Below are 23,485 nucleotides of genomic sequence, written 5' to 3'. Positions count from 1 at the left end.
GGGATTAAATGAGAGTATCACTATTTCAGGTACAACCTCTAAATCTGCCTCGCATGGCAGAAAACATTAAATCTAAAGAATCGCAAGATAGCTTTTCAGCTTTTTTAAAAAACAGCCTTAATAAAGCAAATGAACTCCAAATAGAGGCTGATAACTTAACGAAAAAAATGATAGTAGGTGATGATGTGGAGCTGCATCAGGTTATGATAGCAACTGAAAAGGCAGAGATTGCAATGCAGCTTACCCTGCAGATTAGAAATAAACTTGTTGAGGCTTACCAAGAGTTAAGCAAAATGCAAATTTAGTAATTTTTATTTCATTGTATTATATTTATTCGTTAGTAATGTAGAATTGGTGGGGGTTGAGATGGCAAATGAATTTATCAGTTATTAGGGAAAAGTGGGAAGCCTTGACCAAGAATCAAAGGACCATCTTGATTGTTATGACCGTGGCAGTGCTTCTTTCTGCTGTTTTTTTTGTACAGTGGTTCACAAAGGTTGAGTATGCTGAGCTTTTTACGGGCATGGAACCTAATGCAGCAGGAGAAGTTGTTGCCAGGCTTCAAGAGATGGGTCTCCCATACAAACTAGCTAATCAAGGCACTGCTATCTTGGTTCCTGCAAATCAGGTTTATGATCTGCGACTGCAGCTTGCTGCCTCGGGTGTATTTGCTTCTGGAGGTACTGGCTTTGAATTATTTGACCAGAGTAAACTGGGAATTACTGATTTTGAAAGACAGCTTAATTATCAAAGAGCATTACAGGAAGAGCTTAGACGAACAATTATCCAGCTTGAAGCAGTTGAACAAGCCAGGGTCCATTTAGTTATTCCTGAGCAGAGTTTATTTATAAAGGAACAGGGGCAGGCTACTGCCTCTATAGTAGTTAAGCTTGCTCCAATGTCTAGCCTGCGTCCGGATCAGGTAATGGCAATTATAAACTTGGTTGCCGGAAGTGTGGATAAGCTGGACCCCAAAAATGTTCACGTTATTGATACCCAGGGTGTTATTTTAAGCGAGGGTCTTTTTGATGATGGGGGAGGTATAATAGTTTCCCAGGGTAAACAGTTTGAACAAAAAAGAAAGTTCGAAAAGGATTTAGAGCAGAGAGTTCAGGCTCTTTTACAACAAATGCTGGGCAGTGGTAAGTCAGTTACCATGGTCAATGCCGACCTGGATTATGATCATCGGGAGGTTACAAGAATTGAATTCGGACAATCCCACATTCGAAGTGAACAAACTATTGATGAGCAGCATGTCAATCGTACGCAAGGTGGGGTTGTAGGCCAGGATAATCTTCAGGATTTAGGCACCATATATCCTGAATTAGAGAGTGGGGATAGTGGTAGCAGTATTTCCGAAAGAATAACCAACTATGAACTAGATCAGCTTCAAGAGACAGTAGTCTATGCTCCGGGAAGGCTTGTTTCTCTATCAACTGCTGTAGCTATTGACGGTACACTAACAGATGAAATGGTTGAATCAATTCGACAAGTTGTAGCTGCAGCAATAGGGTTTAATCCAGAGAGGGGAGACCAGATTGCAGTAATGAGCATGGAGTTTGATAAAAGAGCATTGCAGGAATCCGAAGCTCAGATGGCTATGATGGCCTTACAAGAAAAGAAAGAGGAACAAATTAAAATATATATAAGCTGGGGTTTTAAGGCCTTAGCAATAATTTTGGGATTTATATTACTTTTAATAATTATTAGAAGCCTTGGAGAAGCCTTTAAAAGAGAGCCGGTTATGGAAAGGCCAATTCCTATAGCACAGATGGAAGAAGAGATTGAACCTCCTAAACCAAAGGATGAAGCAGTAAAAAAACAGGAAAAAGTACAAAAAGTGGCCAAGGAAAAACCAGAAGAAACAGCTGCATTATTGAAGCAGTGGCTTATGGAAGACTAAATTATACTGTGAGTTTAGGGTAGGTGTATTATGTGAGCAAGGAAAGTAGACTGACAGGAATAAAGAAGATTGCGATATTGCTTATTGCCCTTGGACCAGAAGTATCTGCCAAGGTACTTAAGAACTTTAGAGAAGAGGATATAGAGAGGATTAGTTCTGAGATTGCAAATATAACTACTGTTGATCCTGAATTAAAGAAAAAGATTTTTGAAGAATTTTTAGTTCTTCATGAGGCCCAGACCTACATAGCCTCTGGTGGCATAAAGTATGCTAGAGAAGTGCTAGAAAAAGCCCTTGGACCTCAGAAGGCTTCCGAATTGATAAAAAGGTTGACAGAGGCATCAAGGATAAAGCCTTTTAATCTTCTTAGAAAAACGGATCCCAAACAACTTGTTAATTTTATCAATAATGAACATCCCCAAACCATTTCACTAATACTTTCCTACCTACAGCCCGAACAGGCTGCAATAGTTTTGAGTTCGCTTCCAGAGGAAATGCAAACAGACATTACTAGAAGAATAGCTACAATGGAAAGAACCTCGCCAGAGATATTAAAGGAGGTAGAAAGTGTATTGGAGAAAAAGCTTTCCTCTGTGGTAAATCAAGACTTTACTGTCGCAGGTGGTATTGATACCTTAGTGGATATTCTTAACAGAGTTGATAGGGGTACTGAAAAAAGTATATTGGAAGAGCTTGAGAGAGAGGATCAGGAACTGGTTGAAGAGATCCGTAAAAGGATGTTCGTGTTTGAAGATATTATTACCCTTGATGATCAATCAATCCGTAGGGTTCTTAGAGAAATTGACTTTAAAGATTTGGCTTATGCTCTTAAGGGTTCGAGCTCAGAGGTTACTGACAGAATACTTAAGAACCTGTCAAAGAGAGCAGGAGAAATGCTTTCCGAGGATATAGAAATGCTAGGACCCGTAAGGTTAAGGGAAGTTGAAGAAGCACAGCAGAAAATTGTCCAGGTTATTAGAAGACTGGATGAAGCAGGAGAAATAATAATATCCCGCGGTGGAGAGGATGCTATCGTTGTCTAAACTACTTAAGACGCCCGATATAAATGATGAAATACTAATTTATTGCAGCTCGGAAAAAGAATCTGCCTATGAGCAACAGGCTTTAGCATCAGATTCATTAATTAAAGCTGCTGAAAAAAAGGCTGAAGAAATCTTGAATGAGGCAAAAAATAAAGCACAAGAGATAATTAACAGCGCAGACGAGCAGCTAAAGACTAAGCTGGATGAAGGATATAGGCTAGGTCATCAACATGGCTACAAGGAAGGAATTGCAGAGGCCAGGGTAGAGGCACTAGCAAGATATGAGGAAATAAAAAAGGTCCTTCAGGCAGTATATGAATTAAGAGAAAAAATCATATTGGATGTGGAAGAGGACCTGAAAAAGCTTTCTATATCAATAGCAGAAAGAATTGTTACAACGCAGCTTTCTATGGCCCCAGAAACAATTGTTCATATTGTGAAGGAGGCCTGTGGTCAGTTTAGACAAGCAGATCAGATTACTGTATTTGTTAACCCTGAGGATGGGTACATATTAAGACAACGAAAGATAGAACTGCAGGAAGTCTTAGGTGACTACTGCAGGGTATATATAATTGATGATGGTGGATTGTCCCAGGGCAGCTGCATCATTGAAAGTGAGAATGGTTTGTTAGATGCAGGACTAATGACCCAACTTGAAAACATGGGTATTGCCATATTAGGAGATGAATGATTTGACAAGTGCAGTTAATCTACAAAAGTACTTTGATAGAATTCCTGAAGTTGTTCTTTATCGATACATTGGTAAGGTTGCCAGGGTCGTTGGATTGACTATAGAGGTTAAAGGCATCAGGGCCTTTATTGGAGAGATTTGTAGAGTGAGGGTGCATGATGAGGATGTGCTAACAGAGGTGGTTGGTTTTAAGGACCAGTTTACCCTATTAATGTCGTTGGGTGACTTGAAGGGAATTTCCCCTGGATGCAGGGTGTATTCCTCTGGAAAAACCCATAGGATAGGAGTTGGAAGCGGCCTTTTAGGCAAGGTGCTGGATGGACTTGGAAATCCATTAGATAGCAGCTCGTTAAAGGGATTAAATGATTTTTATCCTGTTATTGCTAGGCCACCAAATCCATTAGACAGGAAACCTATTAAGGACATTCTAACAACAGGCATTAAAGCAATAGATGGTTTTCTAACCTTTGGTGAAGGCCAGAGGCTTGGCATTTTTTCAGGAAGTGGTGTAGGCAAGAGTACTCTCATGGGTATGATCGCCAAGAAGAGCTCTGCAGATATAAATGTTATTGGCTTAATAGGTGAAAGGGGAAGGGAGGTGCTGGAGTTTATAGAAAATGATCTTGGTGAGGAAGGCTTGCGCAGGTCTGTAGTTGTAGTAGTAACTTCAGATCAGCCTGCTTTGCTGAGAATTAAAGGTTCCTTTGTGGTCCATGCCATTGCAGAGTATTTTAGGGACCAGGGTAATAAAGTTATGCTCATGATGGATTCTGTTACTAGATTTGCCATGGCTCAGAGGGAGGTGGGATTAGCAGTTGGTGAACCACCAACAACCAAGGGTTATACCCCATCAGTATTTGCACTTTTGCCAAAGCTTCTGGAGAGGGCAGGCAATACAAAAAAAGGCTCCATAACTGCCCTTTATAATGTACTGGTAGATGGAGATGATTTTAATGAGCCTATAGCTGACGCTGTGAGAGGTATATTAGATGGTCATATTATACTTTCTAGAGAATTGGCAGCACGCAATCATTTTCCTGCCATTGATATTTTAAATAGTGTTAGTCGTCTCATGGTCAATATTACAAATGCTGCACAGCAAACAATTGCAAGTGAGATAAAAACTAACCTGGCAGTCTACAAACAGAATGAAGATCTTATCAGTATAGGTGCTTATGTTAAAGGAAGTAACCCCAAAATAGACAGAGCCATACTTCTTAATGACAATATTAATCAACTTCTTTGCCAGGGAATTAATGAGGTATACCCCTATAATGAGACAGTAAGTTTAATGACAGAGGTAATTAGTCAGTAAAAATCTAAATAAGGGGAGCAATTAGATGGGTTTTCAATTTCCATTACAAAGATTATTAACCTACAAAGAAAGCATAGAAGAAAAGAAAAAGGAAAGACTGGCTGATTTACAGGATAGGAGAAGGGTTTTAGAAGAGGAGCTGTCAGAAACACAAAGCCAATATAAGATCTGCAGCAGCAAAAATCCTAAAGCCAAAGTCAACATTTTGCAGTTTGGACATCAACTGGCATATATGGAGTATTTAGATCATGTAATTGATGAGCAGACTGTTGCAGTTGAAAAGGCCTCCTGCAATGTTGATAGATGCCGCAAGGAAGTTGTTGAGGCTATGAGGGATAGAAAGGTAATAGAAAAGCTAAAGTTTAAACAGGAAGCTACATATTACAATGAATTAGAACGCAAGGAATTAATTGAGCTAAATGAAATAGCCCTAAACAAGTACCTCAAAGAAAATAATCATAAATAGAAATTAGACATTGAAAGGAGGTGAGAAAATGCAGAACACGGCCTTTATTATCGACAATCTTTTTTCAGCACAACAAACCATCAATGTTTCTGGCACTATGAAAGCTGATAACTCCCATAAAGGTGATTTTGCCCAGGTGCTTTCGTCAAAGGTAAATGACCATGCAGAAAATGAGCATGTTTCAAAGGAGGACTTTGAAAAGGATCTTCAGGACAATACTGTAAAAGACCAGATTACTGCAAAAGACCAGATTACTGCAAAAGACCAGAATACAGCGGAAGAAGCAGATAATGGAACGGATGCTAGTGGACAAGAACCAGGCGAACCTAAAGGGGAAGGCGAAAATTATTTTCATGGTTTTCCAGTTCAAGTAGAACTAGCAAAGGGATTTCTAAATTTTGAAAGGCCCCATACCAGGCTTAATTTTATACAAGCAGCAGTTAATATTGAAAAATTTGAGTTAAAAAATGAGGAAAGATACAGCAAGCAGCACCTGAACTTGAAAACAGGCTTGGAGGTGTCTAGGAATAACGTGGACAAGGCTTCCAGTGGGAAAGCTGTAGAGGTTAATCCAGGGAAAATGCATCATGAGAAAGAAAACAAGGGTAAGAGCCCCCAATCAGTTGAACCTGAAAAGATGAGAGACATTCAAAAACCTTTAGACAATAAAGTCAAGGCGGTATCAGTAGAAACTTCTGGCAGGCAGATGTTTGAACACAAGTTGAACATGGGCAGTAATGAACCAAGTACCAAAAGAGAAGTGTGCAGCAAAATACCTGATAATAGCTTTTCAAGGATAGCCCAGGACATAAACCAGACTATTAACCAGAACATGACTGGAGATGTTAGCAGGGCTTCTACAGTTAATTCAACTGTCAGACCTGAGGTAAGTTCTCTTCATAACAGCTCATGGCAGGTTGTGCAGCAGATAGTTCAAAAAACCCAAACTTATGTGGACCAGGGAAAGACATACATGGAAATACAGCTTAAACCAGAGTTTCTAGGCAGGGTAAAGGTTAATCTTACTTACAGTGATGGTTTAGTCACAGCAAGCCTTACAGCAGACAAAAGCCATGCTGGCACCCTTCTTAACTCGGCAATGCAGCAAATCAGAAATGCCATGCAGGAGCAGGGCATAAAGGTGGAATATCTGGGGGTAAACCTTGGGGGGCAAGAAGGTGATACCTTTAATGAAAGGAAACAACATCAAGAAAACAGCAGGAGATATAACGGACTAGCCATTAAAAATATTAGTGACCATGCCATTGATGTAAGCCAAGGGGAAACTGCATATATTAACGGCCAAATAACTGGTGTAAACTATCTAGCATAGGGGGTGATTAAATGGACATTAGTAGAATCAATTTATATTCAAATCAACAAAATGAATTAAGCAGAACAGTAAAAAAAGAGTTAGGCAAGGATGAATTTTTACATTTGCTGGTAACACAGCTTCGAAATCAGAACCCATTGGAACCAATGGACGACAAAGAGTTTATAGCACAAATGGCTACCTTTTCCTCATTAGAGCAGCTGCAAAACATGAATGAATCTGTAACATTGATGAATGATGTTATGCTGGAGCTTTTGTATAACCAAAGAGAAATGGCTGCATCTGTTATCCTTTCTGAAGCAGTTTCCTTAATAGGAAAAGCTGTTCATGCAGTAGATCCTAAAACTGAGACAGCCTATGATGGAGTAGTTTCCAAGGTCAAATTAAGGGAAGGAATACCTCACCTGGTAATTGGAGAAGGTGAAATACCAGCAGCCTTTGTATTATGGGTAGCAGATAGGAGCAATGGAGGCCTTTCAAGGGAACCAGATACTGGGGATCAAGGTTTAGATGAAGGGACAGAAGGGGTTGATGAATAGTGACCCAAAAAATTAGTATTCATAAGCAGCCTATACTACCAGTTAGTCAGAGTATCAACAGGGCTCCTAAACAAGGTAAAACTGAAAAGATTCCCTTTCAGGACATACTCACTTCTCAACTGGATCAGGTTGACAATCAACTAAAGTTCAGCGCCCATGCCAAGCAAAGAATGGTACAAAGTGGTTTGCAGTTTGAATCGTCCCAATTGGAAAAAATAGCAAGAGCTGTAAAAGCAGCATCCCAAAAAGGGAGCAAAGAATCTCTGGTTCTAACTGATAATGCTGCACTAGTTGTAAGTGTGAAAAACAATACAGTTATTACGGTAGTTGAAAGTGAAAGAATGAGGGAAAATGTTTTTACTAACATTGATAGCGCTGTGATTGTCTAGAGCTTAGATTTAAGGGGCTGGACCTCCTTGAGGAAGCCTCAAACCTGTTGACTGATTGATACAGGTTTACAAAACCAAAATAACTCAAAAGTGAGGTCGATTTAAAGATGATGCGTTCGTTGTATTCTGGAGTAGCTGGTTTAAGAACACACCAGCTAAGGATGGATGTTATAGGTAATAACATTGCTAATGTTAATACAATAGGCTACAAAAAATCCAGGACAGTATTTCAAGATATGATGAGTCAGACACTAAGGGGTGCCTCCCAGCCTACAGCCAATGTTGGTGGTATGAACCCTGTGCAGGTAGGTCTAGGGGTTAGTCTTGGCACCATTGACGTGCTCCACACACAGGGTGCAGCAATGTCAACTGGTAACAACTTTGATTTGATGATTCAAGGTGATGGATATTTTGTGGTAGCAGATGCCAAAAGAGATGCAGCTGGTAATATAGACTGGAACGACTCCTACGATGAAGGTACAGTGGCATATACCAGAGCCGGAAATTTTGCTTTTGATGAACAAGGATTTTTAGTATGCACCTCTACAGGGAAATATATCTTAAGCTATGTTCCTGATGAAACTGATCCTACAGCTGAAGGTACTTTAAGCTTGGTGCAGGTTCCAATTAGTAACGTAAGGAACGTTTCAGTAGATGCCCAGGGGTATATAACATTCATTGATCCCCAGGGGAATATTGGCAGTTTTAGCCCGGATAACGATTATACAACAGATCCGATAGATTATGGAATAGCCTCTCCAATAGCAGTTGCAAAGTTTAATAACCCTATGGGATTAGAAAAAATAGGCATGAATATGTATAACAGAACAAACAACTCTGGAGTGCCTTTTTATGACGGTCCAAATGGCAGGCATGGACAAGGCTCATTGCTTCCAGGAAACCTGGAGATGTCTAATGTTGACCTGGCTGAAGAGTTTACTGACATGATAGTTACCCAAAGGGGTCATCAGGCAAATGCCAGAACCATTAGAACCTCTGATGAGATGCTTCAAGAATTAGCTCAAATCAAGAGATAAGGTTTAATAAAGAATTAAATAGTGGCTGATTGGATAGCAGTTGGAGCTATTCTCTCAGCCACATACATAAATGGGGTGTTTGAATTGATTAAGCTGACCACAATGGATAACAGGACAGTTGTAATAAACGTCAACCTCATAGAAAAGATAGAGAACATGCCGGAAACAGTAATTACCCTGACTAGTGGTAAAAAAGTAATTGTATTGGATAGTATGGATGAGGTAATAGAAAAAGCTACAGCTTATCAAGGTATGGTCTTAAAAGAAGCGGGAACATTCCAAAAGAGGTGGAGTAATGAATAGGTTTGATATGTTAAGCTTGATTGGCATAGTATCTGGATTGACCATGATTTTAATATCAATATTGATAGGAAGTAATATAGGGCTATTTATTAGTATTCCAGGACTACTTATTACTGTTGGCGGATCCTTTGCAGCCTTACTTGTTAACTTTAATTCTCAACAGGTTTATAATGTGCTTAAGACAAGCAGAAACATTTTCAAGAAAAACGGAGTTGATTTTCAAGAAATCATTGATATCTTCGCAGATCTGGCAAGAAAGGCAAGGAGAGAGGGTTTACTGGGATTAGAAGATGATGTGGAAAGATTAGAGGATCCTTTTTACCAAAAGGGTATAAGACTCATGGTAGATGCCCTTGACCCAGACTTAATTAAAGACATTCTTGAGACAGATATTGATTACACAAGACAGAGGCATGAACTTGGACAAAAGGTTTTTAAGGCCTGGGGTGTTTATGCGCCATCCTTTGGTATGATAGGTACTCTTATTGGACTTATTCAGATGCTCTCCAAGCTAAATGACCCCAGTGCATTAGGTCCTGCCATGGCCCTGGCTCTCTTAACCACCTTCTATGGTGCTCTTTTAGCCAACCTGGTATTTATACCCATGGCAGGCAAGTTAGAGCTCAAGAGTGAAGAAGAAATCCTGTCAAGGTACTTAATGCTTGAAGGCATCATTGGTATCCAGTCTGGAATGAATCCAAGAATTCTGGAAGAGAAGCTCAAATCCTTTGTAGGACCCCAGGCAGCTAAACAGGATGAAACTGCTAAAGAAAAAGAGGCGGTATTCTCATGAGACGTGTACCAAAGAAGAAGAAGGAAGAGGGGGGCGCACCATCATGGATGGTTACATATTCAGATTTGGTAACCCTGGTTTTGGTGTTTTTTGTGCTTCTCTATTCCTTTTCAATCATAGATATTATTAAGTTTCAACAATTTGTGGCATCCTTTCAGGGTGCTGGGATATTACATCTAGGGCCCCAGCCTTTAGAATCACCGCCTGAACCTGAAACACAAGATAATATCCTGCAGGACAAAACTGTCCAGGACATGCAGGAAAAACCTGAGCAGGATGGAAGAGTACACATGGGGGAATTACAAGACGTTATAGAAGAAAACCCCCTGGTTGAGGTGTATATTTCTGTAACTAACTATATAGCAGAAAATGACCTCCAAGAGGTAGTAGAAGTTAGATTTGAAAAAAGAGGCATAGCTTTAGAGATTAAAGACAGGATCCTCTTTGATTCAGCTAGAGCAGATTTGAAGCCAAATGCCAGGGAAGTGCTGAAAAAATTAGCACCTCTGTTGCAAGAACTGCCCTATATGACATCAGTTGAAGGTCATACTGATGATAGGCCTATTAATACCAGACAGTTTCCCAGCAACTGGGAGCTGTCGGTAGCAAGGGCATTAAGTGTTGTTAGATATTTTATTGACGATTTAAATATGGAGCCGAAAAGGTTTGCAATTGTAGGCCTGGGAGAGTATCATCCAATCGCAGCAAATGACAGCCCAGAAAATTTGCAGCTTAACAGGCGGGTAATTATTGTAATTAACGCCGAGGATCCATTTAAGAGTGAGGTGCTGAGTGATGGCAGAACAGAAACAGAATCAAACTGAAGAGGCAAAAGGTAAAAAAAAGTGGTTAAAGTGGGTGCTTATTCTTACAATACCTCTAATAATTATTTCAGGGGCTGTGGGGTTCTATTTCTCTACCATGATGAATGGTGCTGATGATGGAACAATCCCAATGAAAAATGTTCAAACCTTGACAATACAAAGCTTCACTATCAATCTTGCCGATGCTGGACATAGAAGATATTTAAGAACTCAGATAACCCTGGAATATGCGGATAGAAAGCTATTAAATGAACTGGAGTTGAAAGACCATAGACTTAAAGACACAGTGATAAATATTTTACGAAGCAAAAGAGTTGCTGACCTGGACAGCAATGAGAAGACTGAGGCATTACGGCAGGAGCTAATTGGAGCAATTAATGAGCTTCTTAATGATGGAGAGATTATAGGTTTATATTTTGAGGAGTTTATTATCCAGTAGAGGAGGCGACTGTCATTAACCTAAGTGAAGAGCAAATAAAAGAGATGCTGGCAAGTCTAAATGGCCCCACAGAAGTAAAAAAAGTAAAATTTACACCCTTTGAGAACAGGGGGCAGACATCTTCACAACTTGACTATGAAATACTAAAACATTTAAAAATTCATATGACAGTAGAGCTTGCTAATACTTCTATGACTTTAAAAGAGGTTCTTGGATTAAATGAAGGAAGTGTAATCAGCCTTGAAAAATTAGCAGGTGAACCTGTTGACATAAGGTTAGATGGTGAGGTTTTCGCCAAGGGTGAAGTAGTAATCATTAATGAAGTATTTGGTATTAGGGTTGGCAGCCTGGTTACTGACAAAAATGCATAGTTTGGAGGATTACAGTGTTAGAATTTGACTTTTGGAAAGCATTATTAAAAATATTAATCTTTCTTCCCCTGGTTTTAATCTTTGCCTTGTTTTTTATTAAATTTTTTTTATCACGTAAATCCTTCTCCTTTAACAGGGGTTATCTGCAAGTGATAGAACAGGTAGGAATAGGTAATAAAGCTTCCCTGGTAATTGTAAAGGTTGGGGCGGAGTATTTCCTGTATAGTGTAACCGAAAATCAGATTCAAATGATTAATAAGCTGCCAGACTATGTGCCGCCACAGGATGATATCCCTGGTTCTCAGACATTTGCACAGGTTCTTGCCAAGCTGAGACAACGGCGGGAGGCAGATAAATCATGAGCTTACATAGAATTGTACTTTTTACCGGTATTGCTTTAGTATTTTTGCTGGTAGTTCCAGATCAGGTAGTGGCACAGCCATTACCGGGAATTGATTTAAGAATAAATCCCACCAATGAACCTACAGAAGTGGTGGATTCTCTGAAGGTATTGTTCATATTAACGGTATTGGCATTAGTTCCAGCTTTTATGATTTTAATGACATCCTTTACAAGGATTATAGTGGTACTGTCTTTTGTGAGAACTGCAATGGCTACTCAACAAACACCACCCAATCAAGTTCTAATTGGGTTGGCCTTATTCTTAACCTTTTTTATAATGGCTCCGGTTTTTGAGCAGATAAGGGTGGATGCTCTCGAACCTTATCTAGCAAATGAAATTTCACAGGAGGCTGCCCTTACAAATGCAGAAACCCATTTAAAGGAGTTCATGCTAAAACATACAAGAGAAAAGGATCTGGCCTTGTTTGTGAACGCTTCAAAGATGGATAGACCAGAAAGTACAGAGGACATAGGTATAATGGTTTTAATTCCGGCTTTTGTAATAAGTGAGCTTAAAACAGCATTTCAAATGGGATTTTTGATATTTGTTCCCTTCCTCATTATAGATATGGTAATAGCAAGTACGTTAATGTCCATGGGTATGTTTATGGTACCTCCTATAATCATATCATTGCCTTTTAAAATACTGTTATTTGTTATGACTGATGGATGGTATCTAATTGTGCAATCTCTATTACAAAGCTATGGAATGTAAAGGTGGAGTATAAATGACACAAGAATTCGTTATCCATTTAGCAAGGGAAGCATTAAGCTTGGCAATCTTGCTGTCACTGCCGGCTCTAGGGACAGGTCTCATAGTGGGTCTTGCCATAAGCATACTCATGGCAACTACTCAAATTCAAGAGCAAACCCTAATCTTTGTGCCGAAAATTATTGCAGTATTCCTAGCTATATTTATAGCAAGCTCCTGGATGCTTGCAGCCATAACTAGCTTTGCCGGCAGCATTTTTGGTAACCTGGCTAATATGGTAAGGTAGTAAATTATGTTTGATTTTTTCATTATTCAAGGCTGGCTTTTAATATTTGCTAGAGCATCCTCCTTTGTGGCAGTAGCACCATTTTTTTCCATGCAGGGAGTTCCTGCATTGGTAAAAATAGGGTTCAGTTTTATCCTTTCAGTTGTTCTATTGCCCCTTGTACCCTTTTCGCCGCTGGAGGATATTTCATTACCAGCCTGGTGGTTTTTGGTGACAAAGGAGGTGGTAGTAGGATTAACCCTTGCCTTTCTAGCCAATATGGTCTTTGCAGCTATAAGAATGGCTGGTGAAATAATAGACATTCAGATGGGTTTTGCCATGGCTTCAGTGTTAGATCCCCAGACCCAAACTAGAACAACCCTTATGGGTCAATTTAAATATATGTTAGCTATACTCATTTTTCTTGCTGTTGATGGACATCATGTTTTGATATCAGCTCTGGCTCATAGCTACACCCTTGTTCCTGTTGCCAATGTTGTAATAGATCCAGTTATTTCACTATACATTTTAAAGACTTTTGTGGGAATGTTTGCCCTTGCTTTTAAAATTGCAGCACCAATAATTGCAGTATTAATAATTGCTGACATAGCCTTGGGACTTGTGGCCAGGACAGTACCGCAGCTAAATGTATTTATACTAGGCTTTCCCTTAAAGACTGGCCTGGGAATGTTTGCCGTTGCATTAGTTTTGCCACTGCTCGCAACAATTGTTGGTTACCTCCTTTCACAACTGGAAAGGGACCTAATAACAGTAATGGAGATTCTGGCACAATGAATTGTAATGAAAGAATAAAACTAATTAACCTACAGTTATTTGCTCAGGAAGAAAAAACAGAAGAGGCTACACCCCATAAACAACAAGAGACTAGAAAAAAAGGCCAGGTAGCCAAAAGTACTGACTTAAATGCAGCTTTAGGTATCTTTGTATTAGTTTTAACATTGTTCTGGATTAGGGGTTACTATGGCGAAAAGCTAAGTGGCTTTGTTGTACATATATATTCGCAAGAACTAGTTAAAGAGCTTTCCCATGGGCAACTAATCTATATTTTAAAGCTTTTCATGATTACTTTTTTTGAAATAGCTGCTCCAATATTCGTTATTTCTGTGATTATTGGTATATCCTCCAACATGCTCCAGGTGGGGTTTAAAATTACACCTGAAGCAATAAAACCCAAATTAAGTCACTTAAACCCAATTGAAGGCTTTAAAAGAATTTTCTCCAAAAAAGCCCTGGTGGAAATGGCTAAAGCAATTATCAAAGTAATAGTTGTGGGCATGGCTGTATTCTTAATAGTAAAGAGTGATTTTGATAAAATGCTTTTTATGGTTGATATGGGGATGGAGGGCATTAGCCATTTAGTTGCCAATGTAATGTTTAAGGTGGCTATAGTAGCAGCATCTGTATTTATCTTTGTGGCAATTCTCGATATTCTCTATCAGAAATGGGAATTTAAACAAAGGATTAAAATGACCAAGCATGAAGTAAAACAGGAATATAAGCAAACTGAAGGGGATCCCCTTATCAAGTCAAAGGTTCGAGAGAAACAAAGAAAGATGGCAATGAGCCGCATGATGACCCAGGTTCCGGAAGCAACAGTAGTTGTTACTAACCCTACCCACCTTGCTATTGCACTTAAGTATGAGGATGGGGTTACAGATGCACCTCTTGTGCTTGCCAAAGGAGCAGGATATGTAGCATTGAAAATAATTGATCTGGCCAAAGAAAATAGCGTACCCATCATTGAGAATAAACCTGCAGCCTGGAGTTTATATGAATCAGTGGAAATTGGACAGGTGATACCATTTGAACTATATCAGCTTGTTGCTGAAATTTTGGCTGCTGTGTACAGGTTAAAGAACAAGGGGAGAGTATTATAAATGCCGCAAAACCAATCAGCTTTTACTCAGAGATTAAGAAAGGTACTAGGGTATACAGATATCATTATAGCAGCACTCATCATATCCATTGTTTTGATTATTGTTATTCCTGTACATCCAAGCGTTTTAGATGTTTTACTAACCCTAAGCTTGGCTATTGGTGTGATTGTAATACTGACTACCATGTTTATTACAAGGCCCCTGCAGTTTTCTGTTTTTCCATCTCTTTTATTAGTAGTAACCCTATTTAGACTAGCTTTAAATATTTCCTCAACCCGCCTAATTCTAGGTGAAGGTAGTGCAGGTCAGGTTATTGCAGCTTTTGGAAATTTTGTGGTTGGAGGAAATTATGTAGTTGGATTTATTGTATTTGTTATTATTACTGTTATCCAGTTTGTTGTTATTACCAATGGTGCTAGTAGGGTTGCAGAAGTAGCTGCACGTTTTACATTAGACGCCATGCCAGGTAAGCAGATGAGTATTGACGCTGACTTAAACGCAGGTATAGTTACTGAGCAGGAAGCAAAGGAAAGACGAGAGACTATTCAAAAAGAGGCAGACTTCTTTGGCGCCATGGATGGTTCTAGCAAGTTTGTTAAAGGAGATGCCATTGCAGGTATAATAATTGTTATAGTAAATATTTTAGGTGGACTAATTATAGGGGTATGGCAAAGAGGTTTAGATGTTACCCAGGCCATGCAGGTATATACCCTCCTAACAGTTGGAGATGGACTTGTAACCCAGGTCCCAGCTCTATTAGTATCTACAGCTACCGGTATTTTGGTTACAAGGGCTGCTACTGGTCAGAGCCTAGGCAAGGATATAAGTCAGCAGTTGTTTGCATTTCCAAAAGTCATCGGCTTAGCTGCTGTAATATTAGCAATTCTGGGAATCCTACCAGGACTTCCACCTGTACCCTTTCTTATATTGGCAGCTGCAACAGGATTTACTGCTTACCTGCTCCATAATGACGAAAAAAGAAAACAGCTTGATATAGATGAGCAGGAGCTTCAGCGGAGTACAAGAGAAACAAAAGAGCCTGAAAATGTTTTATCATTAATGCAGGTTGACACATTAGAAATTGAGATAGGGTATAACTTAATACCCCTAACTGATGAAGGCCAGCAGGGTGATTTATTAGATAGACTCTCTGCTGTAAGGAGACAATGTGCAAGAGAATTAGGGATATATGTAAAGCCCATTAGAATCAGGGATAACCTACAGCTGGAAGCAAACAGCTATAGGTTTAAAATTAGGGGTAATGAGATTGCTAGCGGACAGATACTACCAGGGTATTACCTGGCAATGAGTCCAGGAGATGAATCCATGGAAGTCAATGGCATAGCCACTACTGAGCCAACCTTTGGGCTGCCCGCATGGTGGGTTAATGAAGAGGTAAAAGAGCAGGTAGAAATGCAGGGGTTTACTGTAGTAGATTCAGCAACTGTGCTTATTACTCACCTAACTGAATTTATCAAGTCTCATGCCCATGAATTGTTAGGCAGACAAGAAGTTAAAGAACTTATAGAATTGGTCCAGGAGACTAATCCAGCAGCTATAGAAGGATTGGTTCCCGATGCATTAAGCTTAGGAGAGGTACAAAAGGTTCTACAGAATCTCTTAGCAGAAAGAATTCCTATTAGAGATATGGTTACAATTTTTGAAACATTGGCTAATAGGAGTGCAGTGAGTAAGGACTTAGATTATCTTACCGAATCCATTAGAGCTGTATTAGCAAGAACAATTAGCAAAACCTATGCCCCAGAGGGCAAGCTCATAGTGGTAACAATAGAGCTAGCTTTAGAAGAGCGGGTGAAAAAGTCTATTCAACAGACTGCTGATGGAGTGTATCCCGCCCTTTCCCCAGAGGTCACAGAACACATATATCTACAACTGGAGAAGTATGTTGAGGATTTTGCCTTACTAGGACTACAACCGGTAGTATTGTGTTCCTCAAGAATAAGAATGGCTTTACGTAGGTTAACAGAAAGATTTATGCCGGGTCTAGTCGTACTATCTTTAAATGAGCTTATTCCTGAATTAGATGTGGAGGCCATTGGAATGGTGAAAGACTATGAAAATTAAAAAGTATCTAGCATATGATATGAAGGAAGCATGCCAGCTGATTAGGCAGGATTTAGGGCCTGACGCAGTTATTATTAATACCAAGCAGGTTAGGCAAAAGGGGATTCTTGGCTTCATAAAAGCCAGAATGGTTGAGGTAACTGCTGCGGTTGATGAAGTGTCTGTTGAAGCTCCATCTACCAAGGAGGTAAAAGAGACACTATCAGATGATGATAAGGTTAGCAGGGAAATGCAGGAAATGAAGGAATTACTCCAGCAAATAATTTTCAAGGAACAAAAAGCCACAGATGGTACCATACCTGTGAAGGTTAGCGACTATGAGGAGTTTGATGCCGCAGAGGAATTTAGAAGGATTTTAGAAGATTTGGACCTTTTGCCTGAAGTGGAAAAGAAAATCCAGGATGCTTTCCTTAAGAATGAACTGGATCAGTGTAAAAGCAGGAATGATATTAAAGATAAGTTGGCAGAGAAACTAGCTGATTTCTTCATACCAGTTACCCAGGCAAATCAAAAAAGTAATGTACTGGCTTTTATTGGTCCAACAGGAGTTGGTAAGACAACTACCATTGCAAAGCTTGCTGCAAATTTTGCTTTGTATCATGGTTTAAATATAGCACTCATTACTATTGATACTTATAGGATTGGAGCAGTTGCTCAGCTTAAAACCTATGGTGATATAATTGGAGTTACAGTTGAAGCTGTAATGACTCCCCTTGAACTTAAAGAAACAGTAAAAAACCATAAGCATTGTGATTTAATACTGGTTGATACTGCCGGAAGATCTTCAAAGAATTTTGAACAGATAACAGAATTAAAAACCTTTTTGGATGCCATAAGGCCGCTAGAAGTATATTTAGTTTTAGATGTAAATACAAAAAACAAGGATTTAATCTCTATTGTAGACAAATATAGTGTTTTAAAGTACTCCAAGCTTGTTTTTACTAAAGCTGATGAAACCTATAGCCTAGGTTCTATTTTAAACGTGGTGGATGCAACAGAACTGCCTGTAGCATATGTAACCAATGGACAAAATGTTCCAGATGATATTATACCTGGAGAACCAGCTGGTTTGGCAAAGTTAATTATAGAGGAAGTGGAATAATGCTGGATCAAGCCAGTAAACTGAGAGAGCTTGTGGCTAAAGACAAAATGCATAAAAAGGTAACCATTCCATCCTTTAGATCAATAGCAGTAGTTAGTGGCAAAGGAGGAGTGGGCAAGACAAACCTTACATTAAATTTAGCAATTGCCCTTGCCCAGCTGGAAAAAAAGGTAATGATTTTGGACGCTGATTTAGGCATGGCCAATGTGGATATCCTGTTAGGTTTAGTGACTCAATATAATTTGCTTAGTGTACTTAAGGGACATAAAAGCCTTGACGAAATAATTGTTGAAGGTCCTTCAGGTATAAAAATAATTCCTGGAGGTTCTGGCTTGGGAGAAATTGCTAGTATTGACAAGCAGCATCAGGAATTATTATGGGAACAGCTTAAAAACATCTGCAAGGATATTGAGTATCTTTTTATTGATTGTGGGGCCGGAATATCTAGAACCATCCTGGGTTTTATTTCAGCAGCCGATGATGTATTAGTTGTATTGACACCGGAACCTACCTCCATTACCGACGCTTATAGCGTTATTAAAGTTCTTTCCAGATTTGAAATTAACTCACAGGTGCTGTTGGCTGTAAACAAGGTTTCAGATTTAAAGGAAGCTAACATTACTGCCAATAAGATAGAGACAGTTTCAAATAGATTTTTAAATATCAAGATTAAGCGGCTGGGTTATGTTTCTAAGGATAACCATGTGGAAAAGGCTGTTTGTAGTCAGATTCCCTTTACTATTCTAAATCCCAAGTGTAAAGCATCTGATGATATAAAGCAGTTGGCTATAAACTTAATTGAAGGCAAAATGAAGCCGCCAAGGGGCATAGATAAGTTCATTGGAAGGTTATTTCGATTATTTGAATAGATAGGAGGGATAATTTGTCTGCCTCAAATTTTAAATTCCTTCAGGTAAACTCAAACATTGAAGTAATGAGGGAGGATGATAATACAGTATATAAAAGCTTGATACAGGAAATCAGAGAAGATGGCTTTCTGATACAGGAACCGGTTTATAAGCGGTTTATATTATCGTTAAAATACGGTGATAGAGTTGGACTGGGAGTTTTTACAGAAAGTGACAGGTACACCTTTGAAGCCAGTGTTTTAGGTGTAAAAGATGATGACAACCTAAAATTATATATTCTAAGTCAGCCTGAAAATGTTAAGAAGCACGAAAGAAGAAACTTTGTAAGGGTAGAAGCAGCTATTAATATCAATTATATAGTATTAGAGAGCCCATTAATAAGTTCAAAAGATATGGATAAATACCAACTAACTCAAAGGGCCCTGGCAATTGATTTGAGTGGTGGGGGTATGATGTTAAAGGTTGACAAGGCCCTTCCAGAGAAGGCTTATCTTATAATAGAATTTGAGCTGGTTATTAAAGGGAGCATTCAAAGGTTGAGGTTATTTGGCCAGGTAATGAGAAACTTAGTGGAAAATCGCGGCGGAGTAAAAAGATATCTCTCAGGAGTCTCCTTTTATAATTTAGATGAAAGAACACAAGACAAGATAATTGCTTACGTTTTTGATAAAATGATTGAAAATATTAGAAAAACTTAGGATGAGTGATAATGGGAATGGAACAGCTATGGAAGTCCTACCAAGCAAATAAGGATATGGTTACACGGGATAGAATAATTGAAAGCTACTTGCCGTTAGTAAAGAAGATTGTAGGTAGGATGTCATTAAAGCTGCCCCCCCATTGGGACAATGAGGATGTTATTAGTTATGGGATTATTGGATTAATAGAAGCAGTGGAACGTTTTATTCCTGCCAAGGGAGTGAAATTTGAAACCTTTGCCACATTAAGAATAAGAGGTGCAATCCTTGATGCGTTAAGAGACTCAACCTTGATTCCCAGGGCATTAAGTGAAAACCTTTCCAAGGTCTCCAGGATAATTGAAAGGTTAGAGCAGGAAAAGGGGATGGAAATCACCTCAGAAGAAATAGCTAGAGCACTTGACATGTCTGTAAAAGAAGTTGATGAAATAATTATAGCCTTTTCCCATTTAAGCTGTATATCTTTACAAGAAAGTCTAAAAACAGACGGCTTTGACAGTGAAGACTTGTCTTTGATAGATACACTGCCCGCCCCATCCCAATACAATCCAGAGGAGCAGGTTCAGTGGCTGGAAACCCAAGAAAAGCTGATAAAAGCTATAGATGAACTTACAGAAAAAGAAAGACTTATTTTAGCCATGTATTTTCATGAGCAGCTTACTTTAAAGGAAATTGCGTATATAATGGACATTACTGAATCCAGAGTGTCCCAGTTGAAAAGCAGGGTTTTGTTAAAAATACGATTATTTTTAGAGAAGGGAAAATAAAATATGGGCATTTTGTTATTGGTAGTTGGTGCTCTTTTGATGGCTGTTACTTATCCCACCCTAAAGAATAATTCCAATAAATTTCCACAGTCAAATAAAAAATCTTCAGAACAGGGTAAAAAAATTGAGGAATTAGAGGAAAAAATTGATATTTTGTCAAATAATGTAGAGGAAGTGTTAAATCTCTTAAATCAAACCCAAAATAACAAACAAGGAATTTCATCTTTTTCACAAAGTCTCCGTCAAAGGCAAGTAATAGATGAATATGATGAAATCATGGATGCTTATCAAAGGGGAGAAGATATAGTTGATATAGCTAAGCGTTTTAACAGGGGAAAGGGTGAAATACAATTAATTCTCAACTTGAAAAAATAAGAGTTTTTATATCTAGATATAATCAGATTTTGTTTGGAATAGGTATTGGACTAGTAATTGCTGGTTTGCTTATAACATTTGTTGCTCCAGAACCCTCCAAGTATCAGATTGAAAATTTGGCACGAGAACAGGGTATGGTATATCCACAAGAGGTATTACCATTTAACTCAGATATGAAGGGAGGAGAGGTAAATTAACAGGGGAATCTATATTTCATTAAATGGCTTATTATCACGACAGCTGCATCAGGAAATATTGGCTGACAATATTGCTAATATTAATACACCAAGCTATAAAAAGAGGGACGTAACCTTTGCCACACTTCATGATTCTCTAATACATTCCGTAAGCGGCCATAAGGTTGAGCCTATTGGGGTGCTCCCCCATGGATCCCAGGTCTTAGAAACCCGTATTGACTATAGTATGGGAGCATTATTTGAGACTAATTCGCCTTATGATTTTGCCATACTTGGCGAGGGTTTTTTCATTGTTGAGACTCCTGAGGGTGACATGTACACTAGAAAAGGAAGTTTTAGGATAGATAGTGAAGGATATCTAGTTACCCATGACGGATACAGAGCAATAGGATACTATGACGATTATATACATGTAGAAAATGAAGAGCTTGATCAAGCATTTGCTATTGCTAATCCTCCTGCTGAAAGCTTAATCAGGGTTGGAGAGGATCTATATAAAATCAATGACCCCAGGCTGGAAAATATACTGGAAGATCCACAGCTTAAAAAAGGCTATCTGGAAGGCTCTAATGTGGATTTAGGCCAATCCATGGCCGAATTAATAGAGGCTTTTAGACTTTTCCAGCTAAATCAAAGGATTCTTTTAACCCAAGACGAGCTATTGAAGAAAAGTGCAAATGAAATTGGTAGCTTAAGATAGGTAGGTTTTATCAAAATGGAGGATAAGTAATGATAAATGCCGGTTTTAAAGATGAAAACATTCAAGAGTTTAAAGTAGGTATAGCTGATTTAAAGGTAACAAGCAGTCCTCACCACGTAATTACGTTAGGATTAGGTTCATGTGTAGGAATTGTAATGTTTGATAAGTTTTCCCGGGTTGGGGGCATGGTACATATTATGCTGCCGGACAGTACTCAGTTTAAAAACTCTGACAACCCTGCCAAGTTTGCAGATACAGGTATTAACCTTCTGCTTAGGGAATTATTGAGAGCCGGCGGTAAACAGTCAAATTTAGTTGCAAAAATAGCAGGTGGTGCACAGATGTTTAAAGGGCATACATCCAACCTTTTAAATATTGGTGAAAGAAATATCAAAAAAACCAAAGATGTACTCCATGGCCTGAGAATACCTTTAGCCGCCGAGGATACAGGTGGAAATAAAGGAAGAACCATGATTTTGCAATTAGATTCAGGAAAGGTGCTGGTTAGAACTGTTGGATGTGTACCAAGGGAAATTTAGAGGGGGAGATTTATTGGACTTTACACAATTTAAAGATCAGATATCAAAAAAACTTGGTCTTAATCTAAATGGTTATAAAGAAAAACAGCTGAAAAGAAGAATTGAGCATTTAATGATTAGTCAGGGCTTTAATGGGTTTAGTGATTATTATAAAGCCCTGATTAATGACGAGATATTAACTAAAAAGTTTTTAGATAAAATTACAATCAATGTATCTGAGTTTTTTCGCAACAAGGAGATTTTTGATAAGCTAGAATCAGATATAATACCCCAATTGCTTAAAAAAAATAATAGACTGAAAATCTGGAGTGCAGGCTGCTCCATTGGATCAGAAGCATACAGCATTGCAATGATTTTAGATAAGCTTACCCCTAATATAACTCATGCTATTCATGCCTCTGATGTTGATGAAAGAATATTAAACGAAGCCAAAGAGGCAAAGTATCGCTATGATTTGCTGAAAAATGTTTCCCAGGAAAGACTTAATAAATACTTTATAAAGGACGAGGCCAAATACCAGCTAAGGGACATTATTAAAAACAGGGTTGTTTTTAAAAAACATGACTTGTTAAAGGACCATTATGAAAAGGATTATGATTTAATTGTCTGCCGAAATGTTACCATCTATTTTACAAAGGAAACCCAAAACACATTATATACAAATTTTAAAATGGCTTTAAAGCCGGGAGGTATTTTATTTATAGGAGCCACCGAAAGCATTTTAAACTATAGCCAGTTAGGCTTCGAAAAAACATCAGCGTGGTTTTATCAAAAACCCTCATGAGAAGGAGAGGTGCATTAAACTGTCAGAATGGAAAAAACTTCAAGCAGTACACTTCGATGTATTAAAAGAAATAGGCAATATTGGAGCAGGGCATGCCGCAACGTCTCTTGCCCAACTTTTGGATAGGAGAATAGACATGGATGTTCCAAATGCAGGGGTTGTAGACCTGCAGGAACTAATAGGCACCTTTGGTTCAGGTGAGGAATTAGCAGTATGTATCAATTTACTAGTAGAGGGTGATGCACCAAGTACTGTTTTATTTCTCTTGGATGAAAAGAGTTCCTTCTTGCTGGCAGACCTATTAATGGGTATGCAGCCTGGGACAAGAACGGAGTTGGATGATATGGCCCAGTCTGCGCTGCAGGAGGTTGGTAACATTTTAACAGGCTCCATGCTGGTAGCCTTATCAAGTATGACAAGGCTAACTCTAAACCCATCTGTTCCAGCATTAGCCCATGATATGCTAGCAGCTGTATTAAGTGCAGCCTTGCTAGAAAGAGGGATTTTCGATGAAAAAATTCTTTTAATTGAAACAAGATTTCATGATGACCATGTTTCTTTAATGGGATATTTTTTCCTTATTCCCGAGGAAGGGTCTTTAGAAATAATATTTAAATCTTTAGGTATTAATTTATAAAGTATAGGA

At 38.7% G+C, this 23,485-nt stretch carries 30 protein-coding genes; all 30 read left to right on the top strand.

Translation table 11 applies throughout. From position 1 onward, the window contains the following. The first annotated feature begins 8 nt into the window (after positions 1-8). A complete protein-coding gene (gene fliE, locus K364_RS0107415; RefSeq protein WP_051533864.1) occupies positions 9-305 on the top strand; it encodes a flagellar hook-basal body complex protein FliE in 297 nt (98 codons plus the stop codon). 68 nt (positions 306-373) lie between these two features. Then, on the top strand, positions 374-1,903 hold the full coding sequence (gene fliF, locus K364_RS23165) for a flagellar basal-body MS-ring/collar protein FliF (RefSeq protein ID WP_028307506.1): 1,530 nt from the start codon (positions 374-376) through the stop codon (positions 1,901-1,903). Between the two features lie 32 nt (positions 1,904-1,935). Further along, positions 1,936-2,946, top strand: coding sequence for a flagellar motor switch protein FliG (gene fliG, locus K364_RS0107405; RefSeq protein WP_028307505.1), 1,011 nt, complete (start codon positions 1,936-1,938; stop codon positions 2,944-2,946). Continuing rightward, a complete protein-coding gene (locus tag K364_RS0107400) occupies positions 2,939-3,637 on the top strand; it encodes a FliH/SctL family protein (protein WP_028307504.1) in 699 nt (232 codons plus the stop codon). The genes fliG and K364_RS0107400 overlap by 8 nt, the downstream gene beginning before the upstream one ends. Then, positions 3,630-4,952 carry a flagellar protein export ATPase FliI gene (fliI, locus tag K364_RS0107395; protein WP_028307503.1) on the top strand — a complete coding sequence of 441 codons (1,323 nt, stop codon included), beginning with the start codon at positions 3,630-3,632 and terminating at the stop codon, positions 4,950-4,952. The genes K364_RS0107400 and fliI overlap by 8 nt, the downstream gene beginning before the upstream one ends. 25 nt (positions 4,953-4,977) lie before the next feature. Further along, positions 4,978-5,418 (top strand): flagellar export protein FliJ, encoded by a 441-nt coding sequence (gene fliJ / locus K364_RS0107390; protein ID WP_028307502.1) that lies wholly within the window; start codon positions 4,978-4,980, stop codon positions 5,416-5,418. Between the two features lie 28 nt (positions 5,419-5,446). Then, positions 5,447-6,751, top strand: coding sequence for a flagellar hook-length control protein FliK (locus tag K364_RS0107385; protein ID WP_028307501.1), 1,305 nt, complete (start codon positions 5,447-5,449; stop codon positions 6,749-6,751). Positions 6,752-6,762: 11 nt separating this feature from the next. Next, positions 6,763-7,290, top strand: a complete 528-nt coding sequence (locus K364_RS23160) for a flagellar hook capping FlgD N-terminal domain-containing protein (RefSeq protein ID WP_051533863.1) — start codon at positions 6,763-6,765, stop codon at positions 7,288-7,290. After that, positions 7,290-7,679: a TIGR02530 family flagellar biosynthesis protein gene (locus K364_RS0107375; protein ID WP_028307500.1), complete on the top strand. Its 390-nt coding sequence runs from the start codon at positions 7,290-7,292 to the stop codon at positions 7,677-7,679. The genes K364_RS23160 and K364_RS0107375 overlap by 1 nt, the downstream gene beginning before the upstream one ends. Positions 7,680-7,786: 107 nt before the next feature. Continuing rightward, positions 7,787-8,716 carry a flagellar hook-basal body complex protein gene (locus tag K364_RS0107370; protein WP_028307499.1) on the top strand — a complete coding sequence of 310 codons (930 nt, stop codon included), beginning with the start codon at positions 7,787-7,789 and terminating at the stop codon, positions 8,714-8,716. A gap of 84 nt (positions 8,717-8,800) precedes the next feature. Further along, a complete protein-coding gene (locus K364_RS0107365; RefSeq protein ID WP_028307498.1) occupies positions 8,801-9,019 on the top strand; it encodes a flagellar FlbD family protein in 219 nt (72 codons plus the stop codon). Continuing rightward, positions 9,012-9,812, top strand: coding sequence for a motility protein A (locus tag K364_RS0107360; RefSeq protein WP_028307497.1), 801 nt, complete (start codon positions 9,012-9,014; stop codon positions 9,810-9,812). The genes K364_RS0107365 and K364_RS0107360 overlap by 8 nt, the downstream gene beginning before the upstream one ends. Further along, positions 9,809-10,636: a flagellar motor protein MotB gene (locus K364_RS0107355; protein WP_028307496.1), complete on the top strand. Its 828-nt coding sequence runs from the start codon at positions 9,809-9,811 to the stop codon at positions 10,634-10,636. Before K364_RS0107360 ends, K364_RS0107355 begins: the two co-directional genes overlap by 4 nt. Further along, entirely contained in the window at positions 10,608-11,075 is a 468-nt protein-coding gene (locus K364_RS25475) for a flagellar basal body-associated FliL family protein (protein WP_051533861.1), read from the top strand. The genes K364_RS0107355 and K364_RS25475 overlap by 29 nt, the downstream gene beginning before the upstream one ends. A gap of 44 nt (positions 11,076-11,119) precedes the next feature. Continuing rightward, complete coding sequence (locus tag K364_RS23150) at positions 11,120-11,446, top strand: FliM/FliN family flagellar motor switch protein (protein ID WP_051533860.1); 327 nt, start codon at positions 11,120-11,122, stop codon at positions 11,444-11,446. A gap of 14 nt (positions 11,447-11,460) precedes the next feature. Beyond that, a complete protein-coding gene (locus K364_RS0107340) occupies positions 11,461-11,808 on the top strand; it encodes a FliO/MopB family protein (protein WP_028307495.1) in 348 nt (115 codons plus the stop codon). Then, entirely contained in the window at positions 11,805-12,563 is a 759-nt protein-coding gene (gene fliP, locus K364_RS0107335) for a flagellar type III secretion system pore protein FliP (RefSeq protein ID WP_035268362.1), read from the top strand. The genes K364_RS0107340 and fliP overlap by 4 nt, the downstream gene beginning before the upstream one ends. Positions 12,564-12,576: 13 nt before the next feature. Further along, positions 12,577-12,846: a flagellar biosynthesis protein FliQ gene (gene fliQ, locus K364_RS0107330; RefSeq protein WP_028307493.1), complete on the top strand. Its 270-nt coding sequence runs from the start codon at positions 12,577-12,579 to the stop codon at positions 12,844-12,846. Positions 12,847-12,852: 6 nt separating this feature from the next. Then, positions 12,853-13,620, top strand: a complete 768-nt coding sequence (gene fliR / locus K364_RS0107325; RefSeq protein WP_035268358.1) for a flagellar biosynthetic protein FliR — start codon at positions 12,853-12,855, stop codon at positions 13,618-13,620. Next, complete coding sequence (flhB, locus tag K364_RS0107320; RefSeq protein ID WP_051533859.1) at positions 13,617-14,723, top strand: flagellar biosynthesis protein FlhB; 1,107 nt, start codon at positions 13,617-13,619, stop codon at positions 14,721-14,723. The genes fliR and flhB overlap by 4 nt, the downstream gene beginning before the upstream one ends. Next, on the top strand, positions 14,724-16,808 hold the full coding sequence (flhA, locus tag K364_RS23145; protein ID WP_035268356.1) for a flagellar biosynthesis protein FlhA: 2,085 nt from the start codon (positions 14,724-14,726) through the stop codon (positions 16,806-16,808). Next, on the top strand, positions 16,798-17,910 hold the full coding sequence (flhF, locus tag K364_RS0107310) for a flagellar biosynthesis GTPase FlhF (protein WP_028307490.1): 1,113 nt from the start codon (positions 16,798-16,800) through the stop codon (positions 17,908-17,910). The genes flhA and flhF overlap by 11 nt, the downstream gene beginning before the upstream one ends. Next, positions 17,910-18,779, top strand: a complete 870-nt coding sequence (locus tag K364_RS0107305; protein ID WP_028307489.1) for a MinD/ParA family protein — start codon at positions 17,910-17,912, stop codon at positions 18,777-18,779. Before flhF ends, K364_RS0107305 begins: the two co-directional genes overlap by 1 nt. Before the next feature lie 14 nt (positions 18,780-18,793). Then, the gene (locus tag K364_RS0107300; protein WP_028307488.1) at positions 18,794-19,477 is read left to right on the top strand and encodes a flagellar brake protein; all 684 of its coding nucleotides are present in this window, start codon (positions 18,794-18,796) and stop codon (positions 19,475-19,477) included. Between the two features lie 11 nt (positions 19,478-19,488). Continuing rightward, complete coding sequence (locus K364_RS0107295; RefSeq protein ID WP_084295580.1) at positions 19,489-20,244, top strand: sigma-70 family RNA polymerase sigma factor; 756 nt, start codon at positions 19,489-19,491, stop codon at positions 20,242-20,244. Between the two features lie 3 nt (positions 20,245-20,247). Next, a complete protein-coding gene (locus tag K364_RS0107290; protein ID WP_028307486.1) occupies positions 20,248-20,619 on the top strand; it encodes a DUF6115 domain-containing protein in 372 nt (123 codons plus the stop codon). A 192-nt stretch (positions 20,620-20,811) separates the two neighbouring features. Continuing rightward, positions 20,812-21,516, top strand: a complete 705-nt coding sequence (locus tag K364_RS0107280; protein ID WP_340622505.1) for a flagellar hook-basal body protein — start codon at positions 20,812-20,814, stop codon at positions 21,514-21,516. 29 nt (positions 21,517-21,545) lie between these two features. After that, on the top strand, positions 21,546-22,055 hold the full coding sequence (locus tag K364_RS0107275; protein ID WP_035268352.1) for a chemotaxis protein CheD: 510 nt from the start codon (positions 21,546-21,548) through the stop codon (positions 22,053-22,055). 13 nt (positions 22,056-22,068) lie between these two features. Continuing rightward, positions 22,069-22,839: a CheR family methyltransferase gene (locus tag K364_RS0107270; RefSeq protein WP_028307483.1), complete on the top strand. Its 771-nt coding sequence runs from the start codon at positions 22,069-22,071 to the stop codon at positions 22,837-22,839. After that, positions 22,823-23,476, top strand: coding sequence for a chemotaxis protein CheC (locus tag K364_RS0107265; protein ID WP_340622504.1), 654 nt, complete (start codon positions 22,823-22,825; stop codon positions 23,474-23,476). Before K364_RS0107270 ends, K364_RS0107265 begins: the two co-directional genes overlap by 17 nt. The last annotated feature ends 9 nt before the right edge of the window (positions 23,477-23,485 follow it).

This window comes from Desulfitibacter alkalitolerans DSM 16504 (assembly GCF_000620305.1).
In the GTDB taxonomy this organism is placed as follows: Bacteria; Bacillota; DSM-16504; order Desulfitibacterales; family Desulfitibacteraceae; genus Desulfitibacter; species Desulfitibacter alkalitolerans.
Note: the sequence above shows the minus strand (reverse complement) of the source record. Positions and strands in the feature narration are given on the sequence as shown.

Excerpts from the sequence above, each read along its gene's own strand:
- fliE (WP_051533864.1), top strand. The coding sequence starts at position 9 with ATGAGAGTATCACTATTTCAGGTACAACCTCTAAATCTGCCTCGCATG.
- fliF (WP_028307506.1), top strand. The coding sequence starts at position 374 with ATGAATTTATCAGTTATTAGGGAAAAGTGGGAAGCCTTGACCAAGAAT.
- fliI (WP_028307503.1), top strand. The coding sequence starts at position 3,630 with ATGAATGATTTGACAAGTGCAGTTAATCTACAAAAGTACTTTGATAGA.
- fliJ (WP_028307502.1), top strand. The coding sequence starts at position 4,978 with ATGGGTTTTCAATTTCCATTACAAAGATTATTAACCTACAAAGAAAGC.
- K364_RS0107385 (WP_028307501.1), top strand. The coding sequence starts at position 5,447 with ATGCAGAACACGGCCTTTATTATCGACAATCTTTTTTCAGCACAACAA.
- K364_RS23160 (WP_051533863.1), top strand. The coding sequence starts at position 6,763 with ATGGACATTAGTAGAATCAATTTATATTCAAATCAACAAAATGAATTA.
- K364_RS0107370 (WP_028307499.1), top strand. The coding sequence starts at position 7,787 with ATGATGCGTTCGTTGTATTCTGGAGTAGCTGGTTTAAGAACACACCAG.
- K364_RS0107360 (WP_028307497.1), top strand. The coding sequence starts at position 9,012 with ATGAATAGGTTTGATATGTTAAGCTTGATTGGCATAGTATCTGGATTG.
- K364_RS0107355 (WP_028307496.1), top strand. The coding sequence starts at position 9,809 with ATGAGACGTGTACCAAAGAAGAAGAAGGAAGAGGGGGGCGCACCATCA.
- K364_RS25475 (WP_051533861.1), top strand. The coding sequence starts at position 10,608 with ATGGCAGAACAGAAACAGAATCAAACTGAAGAGGCAAAAGGTAAAAAA.
- K364_RS23150 (WP_051533860.1), top strand. The coding sequence starts at position 11,120 with ATGCTGGCAAGTCTAAATGGCCCCACAGAAGTAAAAAAAGTAAAATTT.
- fliP (WP_035268362.1), top strand. The coding sequence starts at position 11,805 with ATGAGCTTACATAGAATTGTACTTTTTACCGGTATTGCTTTAGTATTT.
- fliQ (WP_028307493.1), top strand. The coding sequence starts at position 12,577 with ATGACACAAGAATTCGTTATCCATTTAGCAAGGGAAGCATTAAGCTTG.
- fliR (WP_035268358.1), top strand. The coding sequence starts at position 12,853 with ATGTTTGATTTTTTCATTATTCAAGGCTGGCTTTTAATATTTGCTAGA.
- flhB (WP_051533859.1), top strand. The coding sequence starts at position 13,617 with ATGAATTGTAATGAAAGAATAAAACTAATTAACCTACAGTTATTTGCT.
- flhA (WP_035268356.1), top strand. The coding sequence starts at position 14,724 with ATGCCGCAAAACCAATCAGCTTTTACTCAGAGATTAAGAAAGGTACTA.
- flhF (WP_028307490.1), top strand. The coding sequence starts at position 16,798 with ATGAAAATTAAAAAGTATCTAGCATATGATATGAAGGAAGCATGCCAG.
- K364_RS0107305 (WP_028307489.1), top strand. The coding sequence starts at position 17,910 with ATGCTGGATCAAGCCAGTAAACTGAGAGAGCTTGTGGCTAAAGACAAA.
- K364_RS0107295 (WP_084295580.1), top strand. The coding sequence starts at position 19,489 with ATGGGAATGGAACAGCTATGGAAGTCCTACCAAGCAAATAAGGATATG.
- K364_RS0107290 (WP_028307486.1), top strand. The coding sequence starts at position 20,248 with ATGGGCATTTTGTTATTGGTAGTTGGTGCTCTTTTGATGGCTGTTACT.
- K364_RS0107275 (WP_035268352.1), top strand. The coding sequence starts at position 21,546 with ATGATAAATGCCGGTTTTAAAGATGAAAACATTCAAGAGTTTAAAGTA.